The sequence below is a fragment of the Amphibiibacter pelophylacis genome (assembly GCF_037688875.1).
Classification (GTDB): domain Bacteria; phylum Pseudomonadota; class Gammaproteobacteria; order Burkholderiales; family Burkholderiaceae_C; genus Amphibiibacter; species Amphibiibacter pelophylacis.
The window spans coordinates 123,318-142,814 of sequence record NZ_JAWDIE010000008.1; the positions used below are offsets into that span (position 1 = coordinate 123,318).

19 protein-coding genes are annotated in these 19,497 nt (G+C 67.7%); 11 read left to right on the plus strand and 8 right to left on the minus strand.

What is annotated here, in order from left to right; genetic code table 11:
- Positions 1–8: 8 nt before the first annotated feature.
- Together RV045_RS06990 and RV045_RS06995 are read left to right on the plus strand one after the other, a co-directional pair.
- On the plus strand, positions 9–971 hold the full coding sequence (locus RV045_RS06990; protein ID WP_423235053.1) for a ribose-phosphate pyrophosphokinase: 963 nt from the start codon (positions 9–11) through the stop codon (positions 969–971).
- Positions 972–1,047: 76 nt separating this feature from the next.
- The gene (locus RV045_RS06995; RefSeq protein WP_423235054.1) at positions 1,048–1,695 is read left to right on the plus strand and encodes a 50S ribosomal protein L25/general stress protein Ctc; all 648 of its coding nucleotides are present in this window, start codon (positions 1,048–1,050) and stop codon (positions 1,693–1,695) included.
- 94 nt (positions 1,696–1,789) lie between these two features.
- On the opposite strand, the gene RV045_RS07000 is transcribed toward RV045_RS06995, so the two are convergent.
- Together RV045_RS07000 and RV045_RS07005 are read right to left on the minus strand one after the other, a co-directional pair.
- Positions 1,790–4,483: a bifunctional acetate--CoA ligase family protein/GNAT family N-acetyltransferase gene (locus RV045_RS07000; protein ID WP_423235055.1), complete on the minus strand. Its 2,694-nt coding sequence runs from the start codon at positions 4,481–4,483 to the stop codon at positions 1,790–1,792.
- Positions 4,484–4,615: 132 nt separating this feature from the next.
- On the minus strand, positions 4,616–5,539 hold the full coding sequence (locus RV045_RS07005) for a histone deacetylase family protein (protein ID WP_423235056.1): 924 nt from the start codon (positions 5,537–5,539) through the stop codon (positions 4,616–4,618).
- A 151-nt stretch (positions 5,540–5,690) separates the two neighbouring features.
- Between RV045_RS07005 and RV045_RS07010 the strand changes: the two genes are divergently transcribed.
- The 4 genes from RV045_RS07010 to RV045_RS07025 all read left to right on the plus strand — a co-directional run bounded on the left by RV045_RS07010 (position 5,691) and on the right by RV045_RS07025 (position 9,485).
- Positions 5,691–6,335 carry a BON domain-containing protein gene (locus RV045_RS07010; protein ID WP_423235057.1) on the plus strand — a complete coding sequence of 215 codons (645 nt, stop codon included), beginning with the start codon at positions 5,691–5,693 and terminating at the stop codon, positions 6,333–6,335.
- 6 nt (positions 6,336–6,341) lie between these two features.
- Positions 6,342–6,575, plus strand: a complete 234-nt coding sequence (locus RV045_RS07015) for a DUF1289 domain-containing protein (RefSeq protein WP_423235058.1) — start codon at positions 6,342–6,344, stop codon at positions 6,573–6,575.
- A 1-nt stretch (position 6,576) separates the two neighbouring features.
- Complete coding sequence (locus RV045_RS07020) at positions 6,577–8,223, plus strand: MFS transporter (RefSeq protein ID WP_423235059.1); 1,647 nt, start codon at positions 6,577–6,579, stop codon at positions 8,221–8,223.
- Positions 8,224–8,321: 98 nt separating this feature from the next.
- A complete protein-coding gene (locus RV045_RS07025; protein ID WP_423235060.1) occupies positions 8,322–9,485 on the plus strand; it encodes an ATP-binding protein in 1,164 nt (387 codons plus the stop codon).
- A 22-nt stretch (positions 9,486–9,507) separates the two neighbouring features.
- On the opposite strand, the gene rsmD is transcribed toward RV045_RS07025, so the two are convergent.
- The 6 genes from rsmD to RV045_RS07055 are packed head-to-tail and all read right to left on the minus strand — an operon-like array spanning position 9,508 to position 14,134.
- Entirely contained in the window at positions 9,508–10,065 is a 558-nt protein-coding gene (gene rsmD / locus RV045_RS07030) for a 16S rRNA (guanine(966)-N(2))-methyltransferase RsmD (protein ID WP_423235061.1), read from the minus strand.
- A gap of 10 nt (positions 10,066–10,075) precedes the next feature.
- Positions 10,076–10,855 (minus strand): imidazole glycerol phosphate synthase subunit HisF, encoded by a 780-nt coding sequence (hisF, locus tag RV045_RS07035; RefSeq protein WP_423235062.1) that lies wholly within the window; start codon positions 10,853–10,855, stop codon positions 10,076–10,078.
- Between the two features lie 3 nt (positions 10,856–10,858).
- Positions 10,859–11,605 (minus strand): 1-(5-phosphoribosyl)-5-[(5-phosphoribosylamino)methylideneamino]imidazole-4-carboxamide isomerase, encoded by a 747-nt coding sequence (gene hisA / locus RV045_RS07040; protein WP_423235063.1) that lies wholly within the window; start codon positions 11,603–11,605, stop codon positions 10,859–10,861.
- Positions 11,606–11,660: 55 nt separating this feature from the next.
- Positions 11,661–12,329, minus strand: a complete 669-nt coding sequence (hisH, locus tag RV045_RS07045; RefSeq protein WP_423235064.1) for an imidazole glycerol phosphate synthase subunit HisH — start codon at positions 12,327–12,329, stop codon at positions 11,661–11,663.
- A complete protein-coding gene (gene hisB, locus RV045_RS07050; protein ID WP_423235065.1) occupies positions 12,329–12,937 on the minus strand; it encodes an imidazoleglycerol-phosphate dehydratase HisB in 609 nt (202 codons plus the stop codon). The genes hisH and hisB overlap by 1 nt, the downstream gene beginning before the upstream one ends.
- A 33-nt stretch (positions 12,938–12,970) precedes the next feature.
- The gene (locus RV045_RS07055) at positions 12,971–14,134 is read right to left on the minus strand and encodes a pyridoxal phosphate-dependent aminotransferase (RefSeq protein WP_423235066.1); all 1,164 of its coding nucleotides are present in this window, start codon (positions 14,132–14,134) and stop codon (positions 12,971–12,973) included.
- Positions 14,135–14,246: 112 nt separating this feature from the next.
- Between RV045_RS07055 and RV045_RS07060 the strand changes: the two genes are divergently transcribed.
- From RV045_RS07060 to pgi, 5 genes are all read left to right on the plus strand, one after another.
- Positions 14,247–14,645, plus strand: coding sequence for a PTS sugar transporter subunit IIA (locus RV045_RS07060; RefSeq protein WP_423235067.1), 399 nt, complete (start codon positions 14,247–14,249; stop codon positions 14,643–14,645).
- Positions 14,646–14,738: 93 nt separating this feature from the next.
- A complete protein-coding gene (locus RV045_RS07065; protein ID WP_423235068.1) occupies positions 14,739–15,008 on the plus strand; it encodes an HPr family phosphocarrier protein in 270 nt (89 codons plus the stop codon).
- 28 nt (positions 15,009–15,036) lie between these two features.
- Positions 15,037–16,827 carry a phosphoenolpyruvate--protein phosphotransferase gene (gene ptsP, locus RV045_RS07070; protein ID WP_423235069.1) on the plus strand — a complete coding sequence of 597 codons (1,791 nt, stop codon included), beginning with the start codon at positions 15,037–15,039 and terminating at the stop codon, positions 16,825–16,827.
- Between the two features lie 42 nt (positions 16,828–16,869).
- Positions 16,870–17,814, plus strand: a complete 945-nt coding sequence (tal, locus tag RV045_RS07075; protein ID WP_423235070.1) for a transaldolase — start codon at positions 16,870–16,872, stop codon at positions 17,812–17,814.
- Positions 17,814–19,478, plus strand: a complete 1,665-nt coding sequence (gene pgi, locus RV045_RS07080) for a glucose-6-phosphate isomerase (protein ID WP_423235071.1) — start codon at positions 17,814–17,816, stop codon at positions 19,476–19,478. The genes tal and pgi overlap by 1 nt, the downstream gene beginning before the upstream one ends.
- Positions 19,479–19,497: the final 19 nt, after the last annotated feature.

The following is a 19,497-nucleotide window of genomic DNA, read 5'->3' on the forward strand; positions in this document are numbered from 1 at the left end:
CCCACAGCATGCGCCCCAATACCGTGCTTTTCACCGGAAATGCCAACCCGGCGCTGGCTTTGCAGATCGCCAATCACCTGGAGCTCGAACTGGGCCGCGCCCAGGTCGGCCGTTTCTCGGATGGCGAAGTCGCCGTCGAAATCCAGCAGAACGTGCGAGCCCGCGACGTTTTCGTGGTGCAGCCCACCTGCGCGCCCACCAACGAGAACCTGATGGAGCTGCTGGTGATGATCGACGCGCTCAAGCGCGCCAGCGCCAGCCGCATCACCGCCGTCATCCCTTATTTTGGCTATGCGCGCCAGGATCGCCGTCCGCGTTCCACCCGCGTGGCCATCAGCGCCAAAATGGTCGCCAACCTGCTGGAAACCGTGGGCGTGGATCGCGTGCTGACCATGGATCTGCACGCCGACCAGATCCAGGGCTTTTTTGATATTCCCGTCGACAACATTTACGCAAGCCCGGTGCTGCTGTCCGATCTGAAGCACCGCGATCACAGCAACCTGGTCGTGGTCAGCCCCGATGTGGGCGGCGTGGTGCGCGCGCGTGCGCTGGCCAAGCAGCTGGGCTGCGATCTGGCCATCATCGACAAGCGCCGCCCGGCGGCCAATGTCTCCGAAGTGATGAACATCATCGGCGAGATCGACGGGCGCAACTGCGTCATCATGGACGACATGGTGGATACGGCCGGCACGCTGGTCAAAGCCGCCGAGGTGCTCAAGGAGCGCGGCGCCCAGCACGTCTACGCCTATTGCACGCACGCCATCCTGTCGGGCCCGGCGCTGGAGCGCATCGCCTCCAGCCTGCTCGACGAGGTTGTCGTCACCAACACCATTCCACTGACCGAGCTGGGCCTGGGCTGCGCCAAGGTGCGCCAGCTGTCGGTCGCGTATCTGTTCGCCGAAACCATCCGCCGCATTACCGACGGCGATTCGGTGACGTCCCTCTTTGCGGAGCAGAACAACAACTTCTGAGCCGCATCGTCGCGGCGCCGTCATTCTGCGGCGCCGCTTTTCGTGCCTGGTCGCGGGCACTTTCTGGAGTGAAAACATGAAATTCAGCGTTACCAAGCGCCAACTGCAGGGGACCGGAGCGAGCCGCCGCCTGCGTGGCAGCGGCAAGGTGCCCGGCATCGTTTACGGCGCCGGCGAGCCCATCATGGTCGAAGCCGACCACAACGAAATCTTCTTCGCCCTGAAGAAAGAACTCTTCCACGCTTCCATCATCGAGCTGAGCATCGACGGCGAAGAGCAGAAGGTCGTGCTGCGCGACTTCCACAATCACCCGTGGAAGCAGCAGGTGCTGCACTTCGATTTCCAGCGCGTGAACAACACGACGCGGCTCCGCAAGAAAGTGCCTCTGCACTTCATCAACGCGGAAGAGTCGCCGGCCGTCAAGCTGGAAGGCTGCATCATCAACCACGCGATCAACGAAATCGAAATCGAGTGCCAGGCCGCCCGCCTGCCCGAGCACATCGACGTGGATCTGTCCAAGGCCAAGAAGGGCGATGTCTTCCACGCCCGCAACATCGTGCTGCCGCGTGGCGTGCGCGTGGTGCGTCACGGCCAGTCGGTGATCCCTATCGCGTCCGTGGTTGAGCCCGAGCGCGAGCTGTCTGCTGAAGAGCTGGCCGAAAAAGCCGCCGCAGCGGCCGCCGCCGCCGAGGCCGCAGCCGCCAAGGGCAAGAAGAAGAAGTAATTCTTCCGCCCTTGCAAACCCTGCAAAAAGCCCGCAGTGGAAACGCTGCGGGCTTTTTTGCGTCTGGGCGGCCCCTGGCGGAAATCCGCAGAAATCAGTGCTGCGCCGCCTGCAGCGGTTTGACGACCAGGCGGAAATCGGGGTCTTCATCGTAGGGGCCGATGGAAAAGCCCAGCGTGCGCATCAGCTTGAGCATGGTGGTGTTGCGCGCCAGCACCAGCCCTTCCATGGTGGCCAGGCCTTTGCCGCGCGCGTGCTCCATCAGCGAGAGCATCAGGCGCGAGCCCACGCCGTTGCCCTGGGCGCTCTGCGCCACCACCAGCGAGAACTCGCAGGAGCGGTTGTCGGGCTGGATGATGTAGCGCGACACGCCCATGATGGCCTCTTCGCCCGGCTCGCCGCTGCCTTCGGCGCGCGGCGTGTGCACGGCGACCAGCGCCATCTCGCGGTCGTAATCGATCAGGGTGAATCGGGCCAGCATCCTGGGCGGCAGCTCGGTCATGTGCGAGACGTAGCGCATGTAGCGGCTCTCGGGCGAGAGGCCGCGCACCAGGGCCTGCAGGCGGTCGGCATCGTCGGGCCGGATCGGGCGCACGCGGTAGAGATCGCCCGACTTCAAAGGCCACTCCTGGTCGTGCGCGGCCGGGTAGGGCAGGATGGTCAGGTGCTGATAGGGCTGCAGCGGTTCGTACTGCTGGTGCAGCTCCAGCCGCGCATCGACGGCGACGGCGCCGTGCTCGTCCACGATCAGCGGGTTGATCTCCAGGCTGCTGAGCTGGGGCAGTTCGCAGACCATTTCCGACACGCGCAGCAGGATGCGCTCGATGGCTTCGCGGTCCACCGGCGGAGCGCCCTGCCAGTCGCCCAGCAGCGCGTCCAGGCGCGCGCGCCCGATCAGCTGCTGCGCCAGGAACTGGTTGAGCGGCGGCAGCTCACTGGCGCGCGGGCCCAGCAGTTCGGCCACCGCGCCGCCTGCGCCCAGGGTGATGACCGGGCCAAACGGCGGCTTGCTGACCACGCGGATGCACAGCTCGCGGCCGCGCGGCTTGTCCGACATGCGCTGCACCGTGGCGCCCAGAAGCCGCGCTTCGGGCGCGGCGCGGCGCACGCGGCGCATCAGGCGCTCCCAGCTGTCGCGCACGTCGGTGCCGTTGGCCAGTCCCAGATAGACGCCGTTGACCGCCGATTTGTGCGCGATGTCGGGCGAATCGACCTTCAGCGCCACCGGGTAGCCCAGCTGGTTGGCGACCAGGATCGCTTCGGTTGCGCTGCGCACGGCGTGCGTGGAAGTGACCGGAATGTGAAAGGCCGACAGCAGCGCCTTGGATTCGACCTCCGACAGCACGGTGCGCCGGTCGGCCAGGATGCCTTCCAGCAGCAGGCGGGCGCCATCCAGATCGGGTGTGCGCGCCCCGGCCAGAGGCGGCGGCGTCTGCTGCAGCAGCTGCTGGTTGTCAAAAAAGGTGGCGATGTTGCCAAAGGCGTCCACAGCGGCTTCTGGCGTGCGGAAGGCGGGCAGCCCGGCGTCCACCAGCACGCGTCGCGCTTCGATGACGCTTGCGTCGCCCATCCAGCAGGTGATGACCGGCTTGCCAAAGCGGGGGGCGAGCTGCGCGGTGGTTTGCGCCCAGCCCAGCGGATCGCCCACCGGGTGTGGCGCCATCAGCACCAGGATGCCGCCGGTCTGGCTGTCGCTGTTGGCGACCTCCAGCGCGGTGCCGAGCTGTTCGGGGCTGACGTCGTCGGGCAGCAGCACCAGGCCGTCCTGCAGCGCGTCGTGCAGGTGCGGTGGCACCAGCGCGCGCAGGCGTTCGCGGCTGGCTTCTTCAAGGTGCGCCATGGGCAGGCTCTGGTCGTCGGCGTGGTCGGCGGCCAGCAGCGCGGGCCCCAGGCCATTGGCGATGACGGCCAGGTTGCGCGTGTTGGGCCGAAAGCGCGAGGCCAGGCATTTCGCCGCCGAAAAGAGCTGGATGAAGGAGTGCACGCGCACCGCCCCGGCGCGGCGCAGCACCGCGTCGAAAACCTGATCCTCGCCCAGATCGACGCCGCGCTGCTGGCGCGACACCGTGCGCCCTTCCATCGAGCGGCCGGATTTCAGCACGATCACCGGCTTGCTGTGCGCGGCCGCGCGCAGGGCGCTGGCGAAGGCGCGGGCGTTGTGCACGCCCTCCAGGTGCAGGACGATGCTCTGCGTGCGCGGGTCGGTGGCCAGGAAATCCAGCACCGGCGCGATGCCGGTGACGCTGTGGTGACCGATGTGCACCAGCGCCGAAAAGCCGACCTGGTTGTGGCGCGCCCAGTCCAGGATGGACGAGGTCATGGCGCCCGACTGCGCCACCAGCGCGATGCTGCCCGCCGGGGCCAGATCGCCCATGCGGCTGGCGTTGAGCTTGATCCACGGGCGCTGCAGCCCCAGACCCTGCGGCCCCAGCAGCGTCACGCCCAGGCGGCGGGCCAGGTGGCGCAGCTGGCGGCTCTGCTCGGCGTCGATGTGGGTGCACAGCGACAGCGCCGATTTACAGCCGATGCGCGCCGCCAGCTCCAGCGTCTGGGGCAGGTCGTCCAGGTCGGGCGGCAGGATGGCCAGATCGGCGTTGGAGCGCATCAGGTCGTGCAGCGTGCCCGACTGGTCGCGGCTGACCCGATCAACCCGTCCGGCGTAGCCCTCGGACTGCAGGCGCTGCAGCATCTGCTCGCCCCAGTCGGCGGCGACGCTGCTGGACGCTTCGCGGGGCTGGATGATGATGACCGAGCGCGGTGAAAAGGCGGGCGTGAGACCGTGCTGCATGGCGTGTCCATGGTGATCTAAGGGAATACCCGCATTAGACGGGCAGACGTCGCCCGCTGCAAGGATTAACAGAGCGGCGGAGCCGGTTTAGTTTGCGCTATGACCGTCCGCGCTGGCACGTCCATCTGCCAATCACAGCCCCATCAGGCTCTTCACATGCGCGCAGGCGCTGCGGGCGAGCGAGCTCAGGTCGTAGCCGCCCTCCAGGCAGGAGACGATGCGGCCCTGTGCGTGCTGGTCGGCGACTTCACCCAGGCGGTCGGTGACCCAGGCGTAATCGGCTTCGACCAGCCCCAGGTTGCCCATGTCGTCTTCCAGATGGGCGTCAAACCCCGCCGAAATGAAGAGCATCTGCGGGCGGAAGGCGTGCAGCGCGGGCAGCCAGCGCGTGGTCACGGCCTCGCGGAACTGCTCGCCGCGCGAGCGCTCCGGCAGGCCCACGTTGACCATATTCGGCCCCTTGGGCACCTCGCCCGACCAGGGGTAGAAGTTGGTCTGGAAGATCGAACACATCAGCACCCGGTCGTCGCCCGCGAAGATGTCCTCGCTGCCGTTGCCGTGGTGCACGTCGAAATCGATCAGCGCCACACGCTCCAGCCCGTGGTGTTCCAGCGCGTGCGCCATGGCCGCGCAGACGTTGTTGAAAAAGCAGAAGCCCATGGCCTGATGGCGCTCGGCGTGGTGGCCGGGCGGGCGCACGTTGCAGAAGGCGCGTTGGGTCTGGCCCTGGATGACCCAGTCGGTGGCCTCGATGGCGGCCCCGGCGGCCAGCAGTGCAGCTTCCAGCGTGTGTGGGTTCATGCTGGTGTCCGGGTCGAGGTTATGGCGCCCCTCGGCCGGGCTGTGCGCGAACAGCTCGTCGATGTAGAGCGTGTCGTGCACGCGGGCGATCTGCTCGCGCGTGGCCGGACGCGCGGTCACGTCGTGCATGTAATCGAGCAGGCCCGATCCCAGCAGACGGTCCTGCACGGCGGACAGTCGTTCGGGGCATTCGGGATGGCCGGGGCCCATCTCGTGCTGGCGCATGGAGGGGTGGCTGAAATACGCGGCGAGCATGGGGGTCTCCTTCGGGCGTGCGGGGCAGTCGACTAGAATGATCCGTCAGAAATTATTGTGAGCCGAGCGCATGAAACTGCCCAGCCTGTTCCGCCCTGTCGCCCCTGATTGTCGCCCAAGGTCTGACAGGGCGCTGTCACGCCGAGTGGCTTTGTCGGCTTTGCTCTCGGCCACGCTGCTGCTGCCGGCCTGCGTTCCGGTGCTGCTGGCCGGAGCCGCCACGGGCGGCGTGGCGGTGGCGGTGGACCGGCGCTCATCGGGCGCCCAGCTGGACGACAAGAGCATCGAGCTGCGTGCCGGATCATTCATGCGCGGCATGCTGCCGTCCAACGCGCACATCAACGTCAACAGCTACAACCGCAAGGTGCTGATCACCGGTGAGGTGCCGCGCGCTGAGGACAAAATCACCGCTGAGCGCGCCATCCGCACGATTCCGGCCGTGCAGGGGGTGGTCAACGAGCTGGCGGTGCAGAGGGCCAGCGCGCTGTCCGAACGTGCCAGCGACACCTGGATCACCACGCGCGTCAAAAGCCTTTACCTGAATTCGCGCGAGCTGTCGGTCAGCGCCATTTCGGTCATGACCGAGCGCGGCGTGGTTTACCTGATGGGCCTGCTGACGCCGGGCGAAGGCAAACGTGCCGCCGAGCTGGCCAGCGGTGTGCCGGGTGTGACCAAGGTGGTGGCGCTCTTCGAGACCATCACCGTCGCGCAGCGCGACGAGATCCTGCGCGTCGGTCCCAAAGACGCGGTCACCCCGGCGCCGGGTCTGGCTTCACCGGCGGTCACGCCCCCCTGATCCCTGATGAGCGCCGCCGACGCTCCCGACCTGGATGCTGCTCCGGTGGCCTCACCCTGCGTGGGCGTGTGCGCGCTGGACGCCCAGGGGCGCTACTGCCTGGGCTGCTGGCGCAGCCTGGACGAGATCGCGGCCTGGTCGCGCGCCAGCAACGCCTGGCGGGCGCAGTGCGTGGCGCAGCTGCCGCAGCGCCGCGCGGTGGCCTGCGCGACCTGCACCGACTCAAGGCCGGGACGTTGAGGTGTCTTCCGCCCCTTTAAGCCGCGAGCAGCGCCGGGTGGTGCTGGCTTCGACGCTGGGGACGATGGTCGAGTGGTACGACTTCTACCTGTACGGGTCACTGGCCGAGATTCTGGCGGCGCAGTTTTTCTCGGGCCTGGGCGCCTCGTCCGCTTACACGCTGGCGCTGCTGGCCTTCGCGGCGGGCTTTGTGGTGCGGCCCTTTGGCGCCGTGCTGTTTGGCCGCATCGGCGACATGGTCGGGCGCAAATACACCTTTTTGATCACCATCATGCTGATGGGCCTGTCTACGGCGGTGGTTGGCGTGCTGCCCAATTACGCCAGCATCGGCGTGGCTGCGCCGCTGATGCTGGTGCTGATGCGGCTGATGCAGGGCCTGGCCATTGGCGGTGAATACGCCGGGGCGGTGATCTATGTGGCGGAGCATGTCCCGGCCGCGCAGCGCGGGCGCTACACGGCCTGGGTGCAGGCGACGGCGACGCTGGGGCTGCTGCTGTCGCTGTGCAGCATCGTCTCGCTGCGGGCGCTGCTGGGCGCCGAGGCCTGGCAGGACTGGGGCTGGCGCCTGCCTTTCCTGGGCTCGCTGCTGTTGCTGGCGGTGTCCATGTATGTGCGCGCCAAGCTGCGCGAATCGCCCGTTTTCATGGCGCTGCGCCGCCAGGGCCGCACCACCGAACACCCGCTGCGCGACAGCCTCGGCCGCTGGAGCAACCTGCGCCGCATGCTGGTTGCGCTCTTTGGCCTGACGGCCGGGCAGGCGGTCATCTGGTACACCGGCCAGTTCTACGTGGCGGTGTTCCTGACCCAGCACGTGCGCCTGGACGGCACTGTGGTCAACCTGATGCTGGCGCTGGCGCTGCTGACGGCGCTGCCGCTGTTTTTCTGGGTGGGCGCGCTTAGCGACCGCTATGGCCGCAAGCCCTTCGTGATGCTGGGTTTTGCGCTGGCGGCGCTGACCTTTATTCCCACTTTCGAGGGCCTGGTGCGTGCCGCCAACCCTGCCCTGGCGGCGGCGCAGAACCGCCAGGGCGTGGTGCTCTACGCCCTGCCCAGCCAGTGCAGTGCGCAGTTCGACATCACCGGTGCGCCCGCCACGTTCAGCTCCTGCGACGAGGCCAAGCGCCTGCTGGCCAGTTACGCCCTGAGCTACCGCACCGAAAGCTGGCCCACCGAGCGTGACGCGCAGATCCGCGTCGGCGACAACCTGGTCGATGTCGAAGGCACGCGCGGCCTTGCGCCGCAGGACGCGCAGCGCGTGCGCGAATCCCAGGGGGAAGAACTGCGCCGCGCGCTGGAAAGCACCGGTTACCCCACCCAGGCCGATCTGGGCCGCGTGCACTGGCTGGCGCTGTGGGGGCTGCTGACCTGGCTGGTCGTGCTGGTGGCACTGGTCTACGCCCCGCTGGGTGCGCTGCTGGCTGAACTTTTCCCCACGCGGGTGCGCTACACCTCGATGAGCCTGCCTTACCACCTGGGCAACGGCTGGTTTGGCGGCGTGCTGACTCCGCTGGCGTATTCGGTGGTGACGCTCACCGGCAACCTCTACAGCGGCCTGATCTACCCGGTGCTGGTCGCCGCGCTGGCGCTGCTGGTCGGGCTGGTCTGCCTGCGCGAAACGCCGGGGCAGGATTGGGAGCGGGGGGAGTAGGCGGGAGTAGGGGGGCTGTGAAAGGCGCAAGCGCTGCTCTTTTGGTGAAATTATTCTTGGCCTATAATTATTCCTGAGAAATAATTTAGACCAAAGTCATGAGCAGCATCTACCCCCGCACTGCGCTGGCCATCCAGATGGCCCAGCGACTGCTTCAGCCCAGCGTTCTCGATGAGGGGTTGCGCTCAGGGCTGTTCCTGTCGGGTCTGCGCCGAACGGGCAAGACGACGTTTCTGCTCAACGATCTCATCCCGGCGCTGGAGGCAGCGGGCGCGCTGGTGATTTACGTTGATCTGTGGAGCGACAGCCAGGCCAGCCCGGCCGCCCTCATGCTGGCCGCTGTGCGCCGCGCTCTGGCCGAGCTGCAGAGCCCCGGCTCGCGCCTGCTGCGTCAGCTGGGTCGCGTTACCGGCGCGGATGTCGAGGCAATGGGCATCAAGTTCGGATTCACCCTGGAGCGGCTGGGCACCCACGGCGGACCGACCATCGCGCAGGCGCTCACCGAGGTGGTCGATCAGGCCAGAACCCACGTGGTCCTGATCGTGGACGAGGTGCAGCACGCCATCACCTCGGACGACGGTCACCAGATGCTGCTGGCACTCAAGGCCGCGCGCGACGCCATCAACCCGCGTCCGCAGTCGCCGGGGCACTTCATTTTCATCGGCACCGGATCGCACCGGGCTCTGGTCAGCGAGCTGACGGCGCGGCGCAACCAGGCCTTTGTGGGCGCCACGTCGGTCGAGTACCCCGTGCTCAACGGCGATTATGTGGCCCACCTGCTGCAGCGTCTGCAGGCCGAAGGAGCGCAGCCGCTGCCCTCGCACGCCGTGGCCACACAGTGCTTCGCCCGGCTGGGCCACCGGCCGGAAGAGATGCTCAAAGCGCTGCGCCAGCTTATGCTCAGCCTGCCGCCGGGCGGCGACCCGGACGATTTTCTGCCGGTGATTGCGGCCACGCTGCGCTCGGGCGCGGCAGACATTGAGCTGATGAAGGTTGAGCAGCTTGGTCGTCTGGCCGTTGCCGTCTTCGACCGCATTGCCGCTACGGAAGGTGATGCGCGCAAGGTCTTCTCGGCCGAGTCGGCGCAGGATTATTCCAAGGCCGTGGGCCGCGAGGTGCGCGTCGAAGAAATCCAGCCGGCCGTCAACGAGCTGCTGGCCGCCAACCTCATCATGCGCAAGGGCCATGGCACTTATGGCGTGACCGACCCCTTCGTCCAGGAGGCCTGGCGCGAGAAGCGCGCCGTTCAGGGTCTGTTCTGAGAGAACCCCTGCTCGTCCCGATTCACCCCTGCCACACCGCCACCTGCCCGTGCACCTGCCCCACGCGGGCGTGCTTGATGCGTTCCAGCCCGGGCGGCCAGGCGGTCCATTCGGCGGGGGCTTCCAGGTAGACCCAGGCGCCGGGCGCCAGCCAGGCGGTGGCGCGCTGCAGGGTCAGAGCGAAGATATCGGCGTCGAAAGGCGGGTCCAGGAAGACGCCATCCAGCGGCGCAGAGGGCGACCAGGCCAGCGCATCGCCGCGCTGGATCTGCACCTGCGTGCCCGGGGGCGGCGTCAGGCGGGACAGCGTGGTTTGCAGGCTGCGCACGAGAAGGGGATCGCGCTCCAGCAGCGTCACGCGCGCCGCGCCGCGCGAGGCCGCTTCCAGCCCCAGCGCGCCGCTGCCTGCGAAAGCGTCCAGCAGCGTCAGGCCGGAGACATCGCCCAGCCAGTTGAACAGGGTTTCGCGCAGACGGTCGGGCGTGGGGCGCAGCCCGGGGCGGTCGGCCACGGGCAGCAGGCTGCGCCGCCAGTGCCCGCCGATGATGCGGACCTGCGCGGGCGGCTTGGGCAGCTTCACGATTCCGGCTTTACAGGCGCACGGGAATGCCGCGACCGGCCATCAGCGCCTTGGCTTCGCCCACGGTGTGCTCGCCAAAATGGAAAATACTGGCGGCCAGGACGGCGCTGGCGCCGCCCAGCTGGATGCCATCGGCCAGATGGTCCAGCGTCCCGACGCCGCCCGAGGCGATCACCGGTACGCTGACGCGCTGGGTGACGGCGCGGGTCAGTTCGAGATCGAAACCGCTGCGCGTGCCGTCGCGGTCCATGCTGGTCAGCAGAAGCTCGCCGCAGCCGCGCTGCGTCATGGCGTCGGCCCATTCCAGCACGTCCAGGCCCGTATCGCGGCGCCCGCCGTGCGAGTACACATTCCAGCCCGGGCCGCGCTGCGCCAGCGCCTCGCCGGTGCGGGCCTTGGCGTCGATGGCGACCACGATGCACTGCGAGCCATATTTGTCGGCGCAGTCGGCGATGACGTCCGGGTTGGCGATGGCGGCCGAATTGAAGCTGGTCTTGTCCGCTCCGGCGTTGAGCAGGCGGCGCACGTCGGCCGCGCTGCGCACGCCGCCACCCACCGTCAGCGGGATGAAGACCTGCGAGGCCACGGCTTCGATCACGTGCAGGATCAGGTCGCGGTCGTCGCTGGTGGCGGTGATGTCCAGGAAGGTCAGCTCGTCGGCGCCCTGCTCGTTGTAGCGCGCGGCGATTTCGACCGGATCACCCGCGTCGCGCAGTTCGACGAAATTGACGCCCTTGACCACGCGCCCGCCCGTCACGTCCAGGCAGGGAATGACGCGTTTGCACAGCATGGGTCAGGCGACCGGGCCGAGTTCGTCGGCGCGGTCCTGGGCGGCGGTGAAATCCAGCGCGCCGGTGTAAATCGCCCGGCCGCAGATCACGCCTTCGACGCCTTCGGATTCGACGGCGCACAGCTGCTCGATGTCGGCCATGCCGGCCAGCCCGCCCGAGGCGATCACCGGAATAGTCAGCGCCTGCGCCAGCATGACGGTAGCTTCGATGTTGATGCCCGTGAGCATGCCGTCGCGGCCGATGTCGGTGTAGATGACCGATTCAACGCCGTAATCTTCGAACTTTTTGGCCAGGTCCACGACGTTGTGGTGCGTGAGCTTGCTCCAGCCGTCGGTGGCGACTTTGCCGTCCTTGGCGTCCAGGCCGACGATGATCTGGCCCGGAAAAGCGCTGCAGGCGTCGCGAAGGAAGCCGGGGCTTTTCACCGCGGCCGTGCCGATGATGATGTAGGACAGCCCGGCGTCCAGATAGCGCTCGATGGTGTCCAGATCGCGCACGCCGCCGCCCAGCTGGACGGGGATGTCCGCGCCGACGGCCGCGACGATGGATTTGATCGCCACCGCGTTGACAGGTTTTCCGGCAAAAGCGCCGTTCAGGTCCACCAGATGCAGGCGGCGCGCGCCCGCATCCAGCCAGCGCGTGGCCATGGCACCGGGATCGATGCCAAAAGTGGTGGAAACGTTCATATCGCCTTGTTCAAGGCGCACGCATTGACCGTCCTTGAGGTCGATGGCCGGAATGAGCAGCATGGTCAGGTGGGGAGATTCAGGTCAGAAATAGATGTCGTGCGGCGCACGACGAGGCTCATTGTGCCCTGGCAGGGGGCTGCCAGCGCAGGAAATTGCGCAGCAGCCGCAAACCGGCCGCCGCGCTTTTTTCCGGGTGAAACTGGGTCGCGAACACGCTGCCGTGCTGCAGCGCGCAGCAGTAGCGCAGGCCGTAATCGGCTTCGCCCGCGATATCGTCCTGGCGCGCCATCATGGCGTAGTAGCTGTGCAGGAAATAAAACGGCGAGCCGTTGGGAATCCCGGCCCACAGCGGGTGGTCATCGTGCTGCCAGACGGCATTCCAGCCCATCTGCGGCACGGTGATGCGGCTGCCGTCTTCCTGGGTCAGCGCGGCGTCGAAGCGGTGCGCCTGGCCGGGCAGCAGTCCGAGGCCCGCGCAGTCGTGCTCGGCGCTGTGCTCCAGCAGCATCTGCAGGCCCACGCAGATGCCCAGCAGCGGCTGGTGGCCGAAAATGTCGCGCACGGCGTCGGCCATGCCGGTGTCCTGCAGGTGCTGCATGCAGTCGCGCATGGCGCCTTGTCCGGGCAGCACGACGCGGTCGGCGGCGCGCACGGTGTCGGGGTCCTGGCTGATGCTGATGTCGACCGGCAGATCGGCCCCTGCGTGGCGCAGCGCCTGGTGGACCGAGTGCAGGTTGCCCATGCCGAAATCGACAATGACCACGCGGTCGCGGGGCGGGGCCATTACAGGCAGCCTTTGGTCGAAGGGACGACCCCTGCGCTGGCCGGATCCAGCGTCAGCGCCATGCGCAGTGCGCGGCCAAAGGCCTTGAACACCGTCTCGCACTGGTGATGGGCGTTGATGCCCTTGAGGTTGTCGATGTGCAGCGTCACCCCGGCGTGGTTGACAAAGCCCTGGAAGAACTCGAACACCAGCTGGGTGTCCAGCTGGCCGATCATCCCGGCGGTGAAGGGCACGTGAAAGTGCAGCCCGGGGCGGCCAGAGAAATCAACCACCACGCGCGACAGCGCTTCGTCCAGCGGCACGTAGGCGTGGCCGTAGCGCGTCAGGCCTTTCTTGTCGCCGACGGCCTGCGCGAAGGCCTGACCCAGCGCGATGCCGGTGTCCTCCACGGTGTGGTGGCCGTCGATGTGCAGATCACCCTGGACCTGGATATCGAGGTCCATCATGCCGTGGCGGGCGATCTGGTCCAGCATGTGGTCCAGAAAGCCGATGCCCGTGGCCAGGCTGGCGCGGCCGCTGCCGTCCAGGGTCACGGCGACAGCGATGCGGGTTTCGGAGGTGTTGCGTTCGACGCGGCCGGTGCGGGGCGCGGCGGCAGATGGGCTCATGGCAGTGTGTGTCAGGGTTGTTGCAGCCGGCATTCAGCCGGGTTGACGGGAGTCGTCCAGGGCCTGGTGCAGGCTGCGCACCAGGGCGATGTTTTCTTCGGGGCTGCCCACCGTCAGGCGCAGGCAGCCGCGCAGCAGCGGGTGGGCCGCGCTGATGTTCTTGACCAGCACCCCCTGTGCCCGCAGGCTGGCGTGCACGGCGGTGGCCTGCGCGTCGCTGTCGCCCACACGCAGCAGGATCATGTTGGCCTGGCTGGGCCAGCAGCGCACGCCGGGCAGCGCGCCCAGCAGGCCGCAAAGCTGTTCGCGCTGGTCGCGGATCAGGCGCGCCTGGCGGGCGAACTCACTGGCGTGTTCCAGCGCAAACAGCGCGCACTCCAGATTGAGCACGCTGATGTTGTAAGGCGGGCGCACCTTGTCCAGCTGCGCGATCACTTCGGTCGGGCCCATGAGATAGCCCAGGCGCACTCCGGCCAGACCGAACTTGCTCAGCGTGCGCATGACCAGGATCTGCGGCGACTGGCCCAGACGCGCACGTTGCGATTTCGAGGCAAAAGGCTGATAGGCCTCGTCAAAGACGACAAAACCGTGGCCGTTGGCCAGCACCGCATCGACCACCTGCGCGACGGCCTCGTCGTCAAACAGGTTGGCGGTGGGGTTGTTGGGGTAGGCCAGATAGACCAGCGCGGGGCGGTGTTCGCGGATGGCGGTGACCATGGCCGGGGCGTCCAGACCAAAGTCGTCAGCCTTCAGCGGCACGCCCACATAATTCTGGCGGTTCAGGCGCGCCGACACGCCGTACATGACAAAGCCCGGTTCGGGCGCCAGCACGGTGCCGGGCGAGCCGTCCGGGCCGCGCACGGCCTGCGACAGAAGCGCGATCAGCTCGTCCGAGCCATTGCCCAGCATCACATCCAGGCCATCCGCCAGACCTTCGTGCTGGCGCAGCGCGGCGCGCAGGCTGGCCTGGTGGGCCGGGTCGGGGTAGCGGTTCACGGCCAGATGGGCCAGGCGCTGGCCCAGCGCATCCTGCAGGGCGGCGGGCAGCGGGAAGGGGTTTTCCATGGCGTCCAGCTTGATCAGGCCGGTGGCCGGAGGGACGGCGTAGGCGTGGCTGGACAGGACCTCGTCGCGCAGGGTGGCAGCAACTTCGGGGGCGCAAGGCCGGGCGTCTGGGCCCGTGTCGGACAGCTTCATAGCGGCAATCCTAGCACCACGGGGCGGGCAATTTGCGCGCCGGGCCGTCAGGCCACGCCCAAATCGGGTGATACTTCGGCGATTGCGTCACGTCTGGCGCCGGGAAAGGTCTATGGTTGCACTGCTGGTGATTGCGCACGCGCCCCTGGCGCAGGCGTTCCATGAGGCGGCGGCGCACGTCTACAGCGATTGCGACACCTGTCTGCAGGTGCTGGACGTGACGCCCGATCTGGGCTGCGATGCGCTGGAATCGCGCATCCGCGATGCGTTGCAGCGCGCGTGTCACCCGCAGGTGCTGATCCTGGCCGACGTGTTTGGTGCCACGCCCTGCAATGTGGCCCGGCGCTTTGTCGACGACGAGCGCGTGGCGCTGGTCAGCGGGCTGAACGTGCCCATGCTGTGGCGCGCGGTCTCGGCGGCGCAGAAGCCCGACGCCACGCTGGAGCTGGTCCGCCAGCGCGCCCTGGACGGCGCCCGCGACGGCGTCATGGCCGTGGAGCGCAGCGGCTGATCCCGCAGCGTGATCCCGTTTTCGCTCGCCACCGCCGCATCCCTTACGATTTTCCCCAGATCAAACCCATCCGGATTTCAGGAACTACAGAGCATGCAACAGGCCAGCATCACCGTCAGCAACAAACTCGGGCTGCATGCCCGCGCCTCGGCCAAGCTGACCAAGCTGGCCGGATCGTTCAAAAGCGAGGTTTTCCTGTCGCGCAACGGGCGGCGCATCAACGCCAAAAGCATCATGGGCGTGATGATGCTGGCCGCCGGGCTGGGCGCCGAGATCGAGATCGAAGTCAATGGCCCGGACGAGGCCGAAGCGCTGGCGGCCCTGCTGCAGCTCTTCGAGGACAAGTTCGGCGAAGGCCAGTGAGCCCGCAAGGCACAGAACAAGGGGCGCCATGAGCATCCAGATTTTTGGACTGTCGGTGTCGCGCGGCGTGGCCATCGGGCGCGCGGTGCGCCTGGGCGCGGGGCGTCTGGAGGTCGAACACGCCTTCGTCACCGAAGCCGATGTGCCCGGCGAGCTGCTGCGGCTGCGCGTGGCGCGCGATGAAATCTCCGCCGAAATCACCGCCTTGCGCGACGATCTGCCCCCCGACGCACCGGCCGAACTGGGCGCGCTGCTGGAAGTCCACCAGATGCTGCTGCACGATCAGGTGCTGATCGAGGCGGTGAAGGTCTGGGTGCGCGAGCGCCATTACAACGCCGAATGGGCGCTGGCCTCGCAGCTGGACGTGCTGACCCAGCAGTTCGACGAAATGGACGACCCCTATCTGCGCGAGCGCAAGATGGACCTGGAGCAGGTGGTCGACCGCCTGGTGCGCCGCGTGCGCGCCGGACGCGAGGTTCCACCGGGCGCCGCGCCTGCCCCGGTCGATCCTGTGGCGGCGGTGCAGGGCGCCGAGCCGGGCGAGGAGCTGATCCTGGTCGCCCACGACATCGGCCCCGCCGACATGATGCACTTCCGGCGCAGCGTGTTTCGCGGCTTTGTCACCGACGTGGGGGGCAAGACCTCGCACACCGCCATTGTGGCGCGCAGCATGGACATTCCGGCCGTGGTCGGCGCCACCGAAGCCAGTGCGCTGATCCGATCTGACGATCTGCTGGTCATTGACGGCGACGCGGGCGTGGTCATCGTGGACCCGTCGCCCATCGTGCTGGAAGAGTACCGCTACCGCCAGCAGCATTCGCGGCTGGACCGCGACCGCCTGCTGCGCCTGCGTGGCACAGCGGCGCAGACGCTGGATGGCGTGGACATCAGCCTGCACGCCAACATCGAGCTGCCGGGCGACGCGGCCACGGCGCTGGCGGCGGGTGCGGCGGGCATCGGCCTGTTCCGCAGCGAGTTCCTCTTCATGCAGCGCGCGGGCAGCCTGCCTGGCGAGGAAGAGCAGTTTCAGGCCTACCGCAGCGTCTGCGAGGCCATGGGCGAGCGCCCCGTCACCATCCGCACCATAGACATCGGCGCCGACAAGCCGCTGGAGCGCGGCAGCACCGACAGCCGCGCCGACCGGGGCCTGAACCCGGCCATGGGCCTGCGCGCCATCCGCTGGAGCCTGGCCGAGCCGACCATGTTCCTCACCCAGCTGCGCGCGCTCCTGCGGGCCAGCGCCCACGGCCGCCTGCGCATCCTGGTGCCCATGCTCATGCATGTGCGCGAGGCGCTGCAGGTGCGCCAGTACCTGACCCAGGCCCAGAACGAGCTGCGCGCCGCAGGCATCCCCTTCGACGAGGCCGTGCCGCTGGGCATCATGGTGGAAGTCCCGGCGGCGGCGATTGCGCTGGACGTGCTGTTGCCGCACGCCGATTTCGTCTCGATAGGCACGAACGATCTCATCCAGTACACCCTGGCGGTGGACCGCGCCGACGAGCAGGTCTCCGACCTGTACGACCCTTGGCACCCTGCTGTGCTGCATCTGCTGCAGCGCACCATCGCGCTGACCCACCGCGCGGGCAAGACGGCGAGCATCTGCGGCGAACTCGCGGGCGACCCGCAGCTGACCGATCTGCTGCTGGCCATGGGTCTGCGGCAGTTTTCCATGCATCCCAGCCGCCTGCTGCCCATCAAACAGCAGATCCTGCGCGCCGACTGTGGCAAGCTGGAGCAGGCCCTGCCGGACATCCTTTCCAGCAGCGATCCTCAGGCCACGGCGCAGTCGCTGTGGCGCGGTGCGACCCCGCTGCACTGATCCCGATTTTCGCGGTGAACCCTTTTTCAAGGACAGATTCTCATGAACCAGCTCGAACACCTCAAACAGCACACCACCGTCGTCGCTGACACGGGCAACTTCCTGCAGTTGGCGCAGTTTGCGCCGCAGGACGCCACGACCAATCCCTCGCTCATCCTCAAGGCGGTGCAGCAGCCCGACTACCGCCCGCTGCTGGACGAAGTCGCGCGCGCCCACGCCAGCCTGCCGCTGGACGAGCGCGTGGACCGCGTCCTGGTGCGATTTGGTCTGGAGATCCTCAAGGTCGTGCCCGGCCGCGTCAGCACCGAAGTCGATGCGCGCCTGTCTTTTGACACCGACGCCACCGTGCAGCGCGCGCTGCGCATCATGGCGCTGTACGAGGCGGCGGGCGTGCCGCGCGAGCGCGTGCTGATCAAGATCGCTTCGACCTGGGAAGGTATCCAGGCCGCAGCGGTGCTGGAGCGCCAGGGCATACGCTGCAACCTCACGCTGCTGTTCGCCTTCTGCCAGGCTGTGGCCTGCGGCGCGGCGGGCGTGCGCCTGATCTCGCCCTTTGTCGGCCGTATTTACGACTGGTACAAGAAGAACCAGGGCGCCAGGTGGGACGAAGCCGCCAACGCCGGTCTGGCTGATCCGGGCGTGCAGTCGGTCACCCGCATCTTCCATTACTACAAGCAGCACGGCATCCCGACCCAGATCATGGGCGCGAGCTTTCGCAACGTGGGCCAGATTCTGGCGCTGTCAGGCTGCGATCTGCTGACGATCAGCCCCGATCTGCTCGCCAGCCTGCAGGCCAGCCCGGACGCGGCGCCGGTGGTGCTCAAAGCCGGAACCGGCGCGGCGCAAGCGGCCGTCTCCTTCGACGAAAAAGCCTTCCGCTGGGCCCTGAACGAAGACGCCATGGCCACGGAAAAACTCTCCGAAGGCATCCGCGCCTTCGCCCACGACGCCCGACTGCTCGATACCCTGATCGAAGGAGTGCGCTGATGACCTCTGCTGTTCTTCCCGGAGCGCCATTCCGCCCCGGCCCCCGCTGCGACCACGCCGCCGCCTGGCAGACCCTGACCCGGCTGTGGGATGCGCAAGGACGTGATCTGGACATGCGCGCGGCCTTTGCCGCCGACCCGCAGCGCGCCAGCCGCTACACTTGGGAGGCCGCTGGCCTGCGCGTGGACGTGTCCAAGCAGCGCTGGAACGCCGACATCCAGGCCGCGCTCACTGACCTAGCGCGCGAATGCGCGCTCGAAGCCCACCGCGATGCCCTGTTCGACGGTCAGGCCATCAACACGACGGAGGGCCGCGCCGTGCTGCACATGGCGTTGCGCCATCCGCAGCGCTGGCCGGGCCGCGCCAACGCCGAGGGGCTGGACGAGGTCGTGGCCGTGCGCGAGCGCATGCTGGCCTTCGCCGACCAGGTGCGCGCCGAGGGCTCGCCTTACACCGACATCGTCAACATCGGTATCGGTGGCAGCGATCTGGGCCCGCAGATGGTGGTGCGCGCGCTGGCGCCACACACCGACGCACGGCGCCGCTACCACTTCGTTTCCAACGTCGATGCGGCTGACCTGCAGGCGGTGCTGGACCAGGTTCGCCCCGAGAGCACGCTGTTCATCGTCGCGTCCAAAACCTTCACCACGCAGGAAACGCTGGCCAACGCGCGTCTGGCCAAGGCGTGGTTCCTGCGCGAAGGCGGCAGCGACATTGCCCGCCACTTCGTGGGCGTCACCACCAACCTGAAGGCGGCCGCTGATTTCGGCGTGACCACCACCTTCGGTTTCTGGGACTGGGTGGGCGGGCGCTATTCGCTGTGGTCGTCGATTGGCCTGCCCATCGCCATTGCCATTGGCAGCGCGGCCTTCCGCGATTTCCTGGCCGGTGCGCACGCCATGGACGAGCATTTCCGCACCGCGCCGCTGGCCACCAGCCTGCCCGTGCAGATGGCTCTGCTGGATCTGTGGAACCGCGATTTCGTCGGCTGCCCCACGCGCGCCATCGCGCCCTATAGCCAAGCCTTGCAGCGCCTGCCCGCCTATCTGCAGCAGCTGGAGATGGAATCCAACGGCAAGAGCGTTGATTTTGACGGCCAGCCGATTGCGGTCGAGACTTCCCCGGTGATCTGGGGTGAGCCTGGCACCAACGGCCAGCACGCCTTCTTCCAGATGATCCATCAGGGCACAGACGTGGTCCCGGTCGAGTTCATCCTGATCCGCGAGCCCGATCACCCGCACCGCGACGCCCACGACAAGCTGCTGGCCAATGGCCTGGCGCAGGCGCAGGCGCTGCTGCAGGGCAAGCCCACGGACGAAGCGCGTCAGGAGCAGGCGCCCACCGCCAGCCGCGAGCTGGACCCCGACTGTCTGGCGCGTCACCGCACCTTCAGCGGCAATCGCCCCAGCACGCTGATCGCTCTGGACCGCCTGACGCCGGCGCGTCTGGGCGCCCTGATCGCCCTTTACGAGCACCGCGTTTTTGTCATGGGCAGCCTGTGGGGCCTGAACAGTTTCGACCAGTGGGGCGTGGAGCTGGGCAAGGCGCTGTGCAGCCAGCTGCTGGGCCGAATCAGCGCTGTGCGCGAAGGTCAGGCTGATGCCGCTGCAGGGCTGGATGCGTCTACCGCAGGGCAGCTCGCCTGGTTTTTTGGGCCGCGCTGAAGTTTTTTTGGAGAAATTT

Excerpts from the sequence above, each read along its gene's own strand:
- RV045_RS06990 (WP_423235053.1), top strand. The coding sequence starts at position 9 with ATGCGCCCCAATACCGTGCTTTTCACCGGAAATGCCAACCCGGCGCTG.
- RV045_RS06995 (WP_423235054.1), top strand. The coding sequence starts at position 1,048 with ATGAAATTCAGCGTTACCAAGCGCCAACTGCAGGGGACCGGAGCGAGC.
- RV045_RS07000 (WP_423235055.1), bottom strand. The coding sequence starts at position 4,483 with ATGCAGCACGGTCTCACGCCCGCCTTTTCACCGCGCTCGGTCATCATC.
- RV045_RS07005 (WP_423235056.1), bottom strand. The coding sequence starts at position 5,539 with ATGCTCGCCGCGTATTTCAGCCACCCCTCCATGCGCCAGCACGAGATG.
- RV045_RS07015 (WP_423235058.1), top strand. The coding sequence starts at position 6,342 with ATGAGCGCCGCCGACGCTCCCGACCTGGATGCTGCTCCGGTGGCCTCA.
- RV045_RS07025 (WP_423235060.1), top strand. The coding sequence starts at position 8,322 with ATGAGCAGCATCTACCCCCGCACTGCGCTGGCCATCCAGATGGCCCAG.
- hisF (WP_423235062.1), bottom strand. The coding sequence starts at position 10,855 with ATGCTGTGCAAACGCGTCATTCCCTGCCTGGACGTGACGGGCGGGCGC.
- hisA (WP_423235063.1), bottom strand. The coding sequence starts at position 11,605 with ATGCTGCTCATTCCGGCCATCGACCTCAAGGACGGTCAATGCGTGCGC.
- hisH (WP_423235064.1), bottom strand. The coding sequence starts at position 12,329 with ATGGCCCCGCCCCGCGACCGCGTGGTCATTGTCGATTTCGGCATGGGC.
- hisB (WP_423235065.1), bottom strand. The coding sequence starts at position 12,937 with ATGAGCCCATCTGCCGCCGCGCCCCGCACCGGCCGCGTCGAACGCAAC.
- RV045_RS07055 (WP_423235066.1), bottom strand. The coding sequence starts at position 14,134 with ATGAAGCTGTCCGACACGGGCCCAGACGCCCGGCCTTGCGCCCCCGAA.
- RV045_RS07060 (WP_423235067.1), top strand. The coding sequence starts at position 14,247 with ATGGTTGCACTGCTGGTGATTGCGCACGCGCCCCTGGCGCAGGCGTTC.
- RV045_RS07065 (WP_423235068.1), top strand. The coding sequence starts at position 14,739 with ATGCAACAGGCCAGCATCACCGTCAGCAACAAACTCGGGCTGCATGCC.
- ptsP (WP_423235069.1), top strand. The coding sequence starts at position 15,037 with ATGAGCATCCAGATTTTTGGACTGTCGGTGTCGCGCGGCGTGGCCATC.
- tal (WP_423235070.1), top strand. The coding sequence starts at position 16,870 with ATGAACCAGCTCGAACACCTCAAACAGCACACCACCGTCGTCGCTGAC.
- pgi (WP_423235071.1), top strand. The coding sequence starts at position 17,814 with ATGACCTCTGCTGTTCTTCCCGGAGCGCCATTCCGCCCCGGCCCCCGC.